This is a genomic window from Bacillus sp. AP50 (genome assembly GCF_040492675.1).
In the GTDB taxonomy this organism is placed as follows: domain Bacteria; phylum Bacillota; class Bacilli; order Bacillales; family Bacillaceae_G; genus Bacillus_A; species Bacillus_A cereus.
Genome location: NZ_JBEUTW010000518.1, coordinates 1 through 6,904, shown reverse-complemented (window position 1 = coordinate 6,904; position 6,904 = coordinate 1). Strand labels below are relative to the sequence as shown.

Sequence of the window (6,904 nt, the reverse complement as noted above, 5' to 3'; positions counted from 1 at the left end):
CAAGTAAATACATGATTATATTGAACACACTTCGTTTTAAAGTTAACTTTCTCTTTAATTTCTTATCTTGTAATCTCAATTCTATTCCATTCGCTATTTTCAACCTACCTACTATTTGAAATAACTCTCTGTAATCATCAGCATTTCCCAATAATACGTATTCGTTATCATTTTTATACTTTATATGCAGAAACTCACTTCCACCTTTACGGTCTAATATTGTTTTCATATAAGCTACTTCATTCAATACACATACTTTTAAATCAACTTCATTATAATAACGATCCATAAAAAACACATACAACCGTTTATTTGTAACGATTAACACATTATTAATACCGAAGTTCATTGCAAGAACGCCTATCCCTAATGTCATTGCTGTGCCTGTCTGCCAATTTTTCACACGATGATTTTCGGCAAGCATACTATATAAAATCTCTTCGCTTCCCTGTAACTCTTCTTGTACAACCTCATAACAACGTTTCATTAAAATTGTTTTTGTTACAACTTCTTTTGTACGATCTATTTTCTTTTTATCTATTTTCTCATCATTTCTATAATCATCTACACAATTATCGCTATACTGTAAGTTATTTAATTCCTGAAGTAACTTTTCTTTATTCATTCCTTTTCCCCCCCAGCAGCTTCTTCAATTTCTTTCTCCCTCTTGAAAGCCTACTATATACCGTATCTCGTGTCATACCGAATTCAAGCGCTATTTCTTGTACGCTATATTCATCTAAATACCTTTTTATAAAAATTTTCTTATCTTCTTCATTCAATTCTTTAATTAAAACGTAAAAATTATAATCTCGCTCTTCTTTTGTTAAATTGACATTTTTTCTATCTTCATATATTTCTTGCTGAAACTCTTGTAATTGATAAGACTTATTACTTTTTCGTTTATAATCGATGGCCTTAAACCTAGCGACAGATATAAGCCAGTTTCTAAACTTCCCACGATTTTCATCATAACTACTAATGTTGTACCAAACGATTAATAAAATATCGTCAACACATTCATCCACTAACACCTTACTCTGTGCAGTATCTAAAATACTATGAACTACCTTATAAATTAAATCTCCATATCGATCAATTGCTGTATGTAATGCTAACATATCTTGTTTCCGAAGACCTTCTACTATTTCTATATCCTTCACCCTTATCACCACTCTTTATCCTATTCTTTATTCATTATATATACGAATGAGCACATTCGTTTCCTGACACTTTTACAAATATTTTCTAATTGTTTTCATATTGTAGCAATGCTTAATTAATTATTTCTTGTGGAACAGGGATTATATTATCTCTCACGAATTTAATCTATGAACAAAAATAGGAGGGATAACTATGTACCAAACAATTGAAGGCTTTTTACAATCATGGACATACGAAGCAGAGTCTACTCAGAAAATGCTTGATTCATTAACCGATGCATCTTTATCACAAGAAATTGCACCTGGGCACTGGACGTTAGGTAGAGTTGCTTGGCACATCGTGACGGCAATTCCTGTTATACTATCTGGCACAGGGCTAAAGTTTGAAGGAGAATTGAAAGATTATCCTGTTCCAACTTCTGCAAAAACAATTGCAGATGAATACCGTAAAGTAAACGCGGCTTTTGTTGAAACACTTCAAAGTAAATGGACTGATAAAGACTTAGCTACTATTAATGACTTCTTTGGTCGCCCTATGCCGAATTCTATATTTCTAATGACACTCATTAATCATCAAAATCACCACCGCGGACAAATGACGGTTTTAATGCGACAAGCTGGCTTAACAGTTCCTGGCGTATATGGCCCCGCAAAAGAAGAATGGGCTGCGGCTGGAATGGAAGCTCCTAAAATGTAACGACAAAAAAGACAAGATGTTTACATATCTTGTCTTTTTCTGTAACTTGTTTCATGTGAAACTATTTTTTAAAATGGTTGTTTTATGGAATATATAGGTTAAAATGAATACATATTACGAAGAGGAGTAACCAAATTGAATACAAAAAATAAAAAAATAGCTATGGGAACTATTTTACTAACTTCTCTTATTGGAGTTATTAGTGTATCTCTTTATTTCACCTATTATGGTACCCCTTGGGGAAAACAAGCAGCAATTACGGAATCAAAAGAGTATATTACTAAATATTTTAATCTAGATGCAGAAGTCAAAAATACTTCTTACGATGCTAAAATGAATAGCTATGCAATCTCCTTTGAAACAAATAAAGATGGAGAGTTTACTATCGAATATAAAAGTCCTAATAACTTTAACATTTCTCCAGGAGTGCAAGAGTATTTAAGCACACACTCTAAATTTACAGAGTAGTAACGAAACATACATATACAAAAAAGAGTTGGTGTAAAGCCAACTCTTTTTCACATATTCTTATCATACAGTTATATCTTCCTTCTCTATATTTTTTATTCCGTAATACGCAATCACAACTCCAATTGCTGCGAGTGCTAGTTGAAGGGGAAGAAAAGTTGCTGTAGAAAACTCTGGGTTGCCATTCATTGCAATTGTGACAACGATAAGAGATGAAACAATTGTAGTTGGCACGGAACGTTTACGCATTCCGAAATATAATGGGATTAAACTCATCCCCGCAGTTGCAATGGCTAAAGGAACTAGTTTTATTCCTTCTTGCATCAATTGATCTACTGTAAATGAATTAGGAAGAATTGAAAAATAGCTATCTATACCAAAGAAAACTCCTACTACTAAAATGTTAGATACAATAACTGTTATAAATGTTACTATTGCTGCAATAGCCAACTTACTAGCCATCATTTTCTTCCGATTAATAGGATAAGAAAACATAAGTAGTATTGTTTTATTTTTATATTCACCAATTATTAGCCTTGCGATTAATACACTACCAAAAACAATAAACGTTGCTCTTACTATTGTGCTAGCCATTAACAATATCGTCTCTGGATTCCTTATTTCTGCATCACCTTCTACTTGAGCGATGATGCTCACAAAGATCATTAATGCCAGTATAACAATATTTGCAATAATTGCTCTCTTCACGTACCAACCAAGCTTAAACTTTTTCAATTCTAGCTTCATTAAATGTAGCATGATATTCCTCCTTCCTCCTTGGACTTAATCAATATAAATGACTCCTGTTTCACTTAAAATCTTCGCTTCATTTTTTGCATCACCAATCGTTCCTACTTTTATTTTGTCTGTATTTTTATCTTTCTTAAGTCCTTTTAAATCCACTATTACGTCAGCCGAATTACTTTTAGCCATAAGCTTCAATGATGCAGGGACACCTTTATACCGTACGCCAATATCACCTGATTTTGTTTCTATAAATAATGATTTTCCTTCTGTCATATCTTTCAGTAATACTTCCCCAGATGTTGAAGTGATGTTCATATTTGAGTTACTTACATTTGTTATATAGTTATCACCAGTCGTAGACTTTATATTTAATTCTTGTACTGAACTACCTTTTAAAACTAACTCTCCACTTTGCGATATAAATTCACCTTTCTCGGCTGATAGTCCTACAATCATTTCATCTCCAGACTTGCCTTTTGTCATGATATTTTTTACTACTATATCTCTTATTTTCACATCACCCGATTTATTATTTAATGCAATTTTATCTATTTCTTTCTTCGGAATAGCTATAGATATACTATTTTTCTTCCTAAACGTGAAACCATTAAAAAATCTGTTCATCTTTTGTTTTTGTTTAATCACAATTTTATTTTCATCATTTTCTATTTTGACAGGATCTATCTCTTTATCTACTTGTTCACCTTGAGCGGAAATTACTATTTTATTAGCGTCTGTACTTTTAAATTCAAGATTCCAGTTTTCATTATCTACTTCTATTTCTTTTATATTATTTATCTCAAAAGACTTTTCTTTCTTAAAACCTTTCCCCTGAAACACCTTAAAACCAAAAACTACACTAGCAATTGTAATGAATAATATTGCAATTACTATTATCTTTTTCACCATTCATACCCCAGTTCATTGTTGTTTTAAGCTTGCTTCACACCACATCAATCTTATCGATTTTACGAAACGATAAATAACTAATGAAGATCCCTAATAAACAGAGCACGATTGGGATAGCTATAAAATCAAACATACTTACTTGATCGTTTCCAGCACCAACGTTACCACTAATCAGCATACCAATTATTACTGCCGAAGTAATCGTTGTCGGTGTCGATTTCTTTCTCATTCCAAAAAATAAAGGAATTAAACTTATACCAGATATCATAAATGCACTTATAAAAGTATCTGGAACGATAGCTATTATTTCACCCATCGTAGCTGGCGTTTCAATCAGTCCCATCATTGGACTCACAAAATATACGAGTAAACTAATAATAAAAGTAGCGATAATGGTGCTCACAAAACAAAAACAAAAAACAATTGTTAATTTCGCCCTCATTAGCATTTTCCTTTGCAGCGGGTACATAAACGATAATTGCATCGTTTTGTTCTTATACTCATCAATTACTAAACGTGATAAAATGACCGAACTAAAAATAATGAATGTTATCCTAATAAAAATATTTGCTGCAGCCATGTTCTGTGTGAAGTCAGAGAAGAGCATGTTTTCCTCGGCTTTCATTCCCAATGCCATAAGGCTTACTGCAGCGAAAATTGCTATAATACAAATTGCTACACTTTTAAAGTAACGAGATAATTTATGTTTCTTCCATTCGAGCTTCATTAATTTAAACATATAAATTACGCCTCCATTCTTTATATACCTGTCTCTACGCTGCTAACATTCTAATTCCAGCAGTAACGGAGCTTAACATTCCTATCACTAGTACAATGAACAACCATTTCCGCTCTGGTTTTCTATAATATAAAATTCCACTTATTAGCATTACGATAAATCCACTTATCAGGTTCAGCCATAGTCCATTAAGCATGAATACCTTCTCCATCCATTACATTTAAGAAATATTCTTCTAAGGAACTATGTTTCTTATTAATACTTTCAATTTCCACATCGTTCATAATAAGTGCTTTTGAAATGGCCTGCTGAGACGCTAACGTATCATACACACGAATCATGGTTCCACTCATTATTTTGTAGTTTTTTATACCAAGTTTATCTTCTAAAATATAAGCTGCACGTTTCACATCAGGAACAGTGATTTCAATGTACTCTGTTTGTTTTCCGTTAATACTCTTCATTGAAACTTCTTTTATTAGTTTTCCATTTTGAATCACACCAATTGTATCGGCCATTAGTTCCATTTCACCTAAAATATGACTAGAAACTAATAATGTAATGCCATATTCTTTGCAGAGCATTTTAAATAAGTCTCGTAACTCTTTAATACCAATTGGATCTAAACCGTTAATTGGTTCATCTAAAATGAGCAATTCTGGCTTTGTCACGATTGCTCTTGCAATACCGAGTCGTTGTTTCATTCCTAATGAAAAATCTTTTACTTTTTTATTATCTACCCCTTGTAGTTTCACTAAATGTAAAGCATGGTCAATTGCATTTTTATCGTAGTAGCCCATGTATTCACAATGTAGGTCTAAGTTTTCTTTCGCCGTTAATTTATCATAAAAGATTGGGTATTCAATAATTGTCCCCATTCTTTTTAATACTTCATAAGATGTATCTGTTAATTTCTCACCGAAGATTTCAATATCACCACTCGTCGGTTTTATTAAATTTGTAATCATTTTCATAATCGTTGTTTTACCAGCACCGTTTGGTCCTAAAAAACCGTAAATTTCTCCTTTTTTCACATGCATGTTAACACCGGAAATAACTTCTTTCCCTTTAAACACTTTCGTTAACTGGTTTGTTTTTAATATATATGTCATGTTACTTTCCCCTTTCGCAATACTCTATATTTCTATAATAGACAACGGAAATCTCTTTTTTCTTACCCGTTTCTTACAAATTCCTTACGCTGAAAAAAAGCTTGTAGAATCTACTGCTCTACAAGCTAAAACTGTATCTTTGTTAATGCAATTGTAAAAATTGTTTTTTCATACGGTTTACTAGAAAGATGAATTTTTCCGTCCATCGCTTCCACAAGCCGTTTCGTAATCGTTAATCCTAGACCGCTTCCTTGGTACAATCTATTTCTTGAATCTTCAAGTGTGTACATACGCTCAAACACTTTATCAATATGAGATTCATCAATCCCTTTTCCTTTATCCCATACATCTATATACACGCCCGTGTCATCATCTCTTAACGTCATACCGAGTACCTTTCCATCGTCTCCATATGTAATTGCATTTGATATTAAATTATTCAATACCCTACCTAATACTTCTACATTTCCAAGTGCATATATATTTCTTTCTGGTATATCAATATGAACCTGAAAACCTTTCGTCGTCACTAAATCATAAAATGATAAAATCTTCTCGCGGCAAACTTCATTCATATTTATTTTTGTCATTTCAATTGCTTTGTCACCAGATTCTAATTTCGCTAAATCAAAAAACTTATGAATTAATTCCATCACTTCTAGTGTTTTCGTATGCACTTTCTCAAGTAATATTTGTTGTTCTTCTTTATTTATCGTTTTATCCTTATTTAACATTTCTGTATATCCAAGAATAACTGTTAGTGGTGTTTTCAAGTCATGCGAAATATTTGAAAGCATTTTTCTCATCGAAATTTCTACTTTTGCATGATCTGCATTCGTTTTCTGTTTTGCATCTAATAATTGATTAATCGCCACTAATAATTTTTGCAATTCTAGATCATCTGTCATAACGAGTAACGTCTCACCTGTTTTTTCATTTACAATACTTTCTAACTTTTCATATGTGTATCGTAAATTTTTACTACTATTTTTTCTCATTTTATATTGCATATAAATAACACATAACAATATAAAAATAATACCTATTAACAAATTGATCATATTACATC

The 6,904-nt window shown here is 32.0% G+C and carries 10 protein-coding genes; 2 read left to right on the top strand and 8 right to left on the bottom strand.

What is annotated here, in order from left to right:
- Together ABWK52_RS25825 and ABWK52_RS25820 are read right to left on the bottom strand one after the other, a co-directional pair.
- A partial coding sequence (locus ABWK52_RS25825; RefSeq protein WP_353772224.1) for a septation ring formation regulator EzrA occupies positions 1-625 on the bottom strand: 625 nt, incomplete at its 3' end.
- A complete protein-coding gene (locus ABWK52_RS25820; protein ID WP_206702468.1) occupies positions 618-1,121 on the bottom strand; it encodes a sigma-70 family RNA polymerase sigma factor in 504 nt (167 codons plus the stop codon). The genes ABWK52_RS25820 and ABWK52_RS25825, both read right to left, overlap by 8 nt.
- A 235-nt stretch (positions 1,122-1,356) precedes the next feature.
- On the opposite strand from ABWK52_RS25820, the gene ABWK52_RS25815 reads away from it, so the two are divergent.
- Both ABWK52_RS25815 and ABWK52_RS25810 read left to right on the top strand, forming a co-directional pair.
- A complete protein-coding gene (locus ABWK52_RS25815) occupies positions 1,357-1,860 on the top strand; it encodes a DinB family protein (RefSeq protein WP_000284979.1) in 504 nt (167 codons plus the stop codon).
- A gap of 135 nt (positions 1,861-1,995) precedes the next feature.
- Positions 1,996-2,328, top strand: a complete 333-nt coding sequence (locus ABWK52_RS25810; RefSeq protein ID WP_098286544.1) for a spore coat protein C — start codon at positions 1,996-1,998, stop codon at positions 2,326-2,328.
- 63 nt (positions 2,329-2,391) lie between these two features.
- Here the strand turns inward: ABWK52_RS25810 and ABWK52_RS25805 are convergent, their stop codons facing one another.
- The 6 genes from ABWK52_RS25805 to ABWK52_RS25780 form a co-directional block, all read right to left on the bottom strand.
- Positions 2,392-3,087, bottom strand: a complete 696-nt coding sequence (locus tag ABWK52_RS25805) for an ABC transporter permease (RefSeq protein ID WP_000902924.1) — start codon at positions 3,085-3,087, stop codon at positions 2,392-2,394.
- A gap of 24 nt (positions 3,088-3,111) precedes the next feature.
- Entirely contained in the window at positions 3,112-3,984 is an 873-nt protein-coding gene (locus ABWK52_RS25800; RefSeq protein WP_002103665.1) for a DUF4097 family beta strand repeat-containing protein, read from the bottom strand.
- A gap of 34 nt (positions 3,985-4,018) precedes the next feature.
- Positions 4,019-4,723 (bottom strand): ABC transporter permease, encoded by a 705-nt coding sequence (locus tag ABWK52_RS25795; RefSeq protein WP_098280953.1) that lies wholly within the window; start codon positions 4,721-4,723, stop codon positions 4,019-4,021.
- Positions 4,724-4,757: 34 nt separating this feature from the next.
- On the bottom strand, positions 4,758-4,919 hold the full coding sequence (locus ABWK52_RS25790; RefSeq protein WP_000931811.1) for a hypothetical protein: 162 nt from the start codon (positions 4,917-4,919) through the stop codon (positions 4,758-4,760).
- Positions 4,912-5,835 carry an ABC transporter ATP-binding protein gene (locus ABWK52_RS25785; RefSeq protein WP_000221066.1) on the bottom strand — a complete coding sequence of 308 codons (924 nt, stop codon included), beginning with the start codon at positions 5,833-5,835 and terminating at the stop codon, positions 4,912-4,914. Before ABWK52_RS25785 ends, ABWK52_RS25790 begins: the two co-directional genes overlap by 8 nt.
- A 125-nt stretch (positions 5,836-5,960) precedes the next feature.
- Complete coding sequence (locus ABWK52_RS25780) at positions 5,961-6,896, bottom strand: HAMP domain-containing histidine kinase (RefSeq protein WP_098541171.1); 936 nt, start codon at positions 6,894-6,896, stop codon at positions 5,961-5,963.
- Between the last annotated feature and the right edge of the window lie 8 nt (positions 6,897-6,904).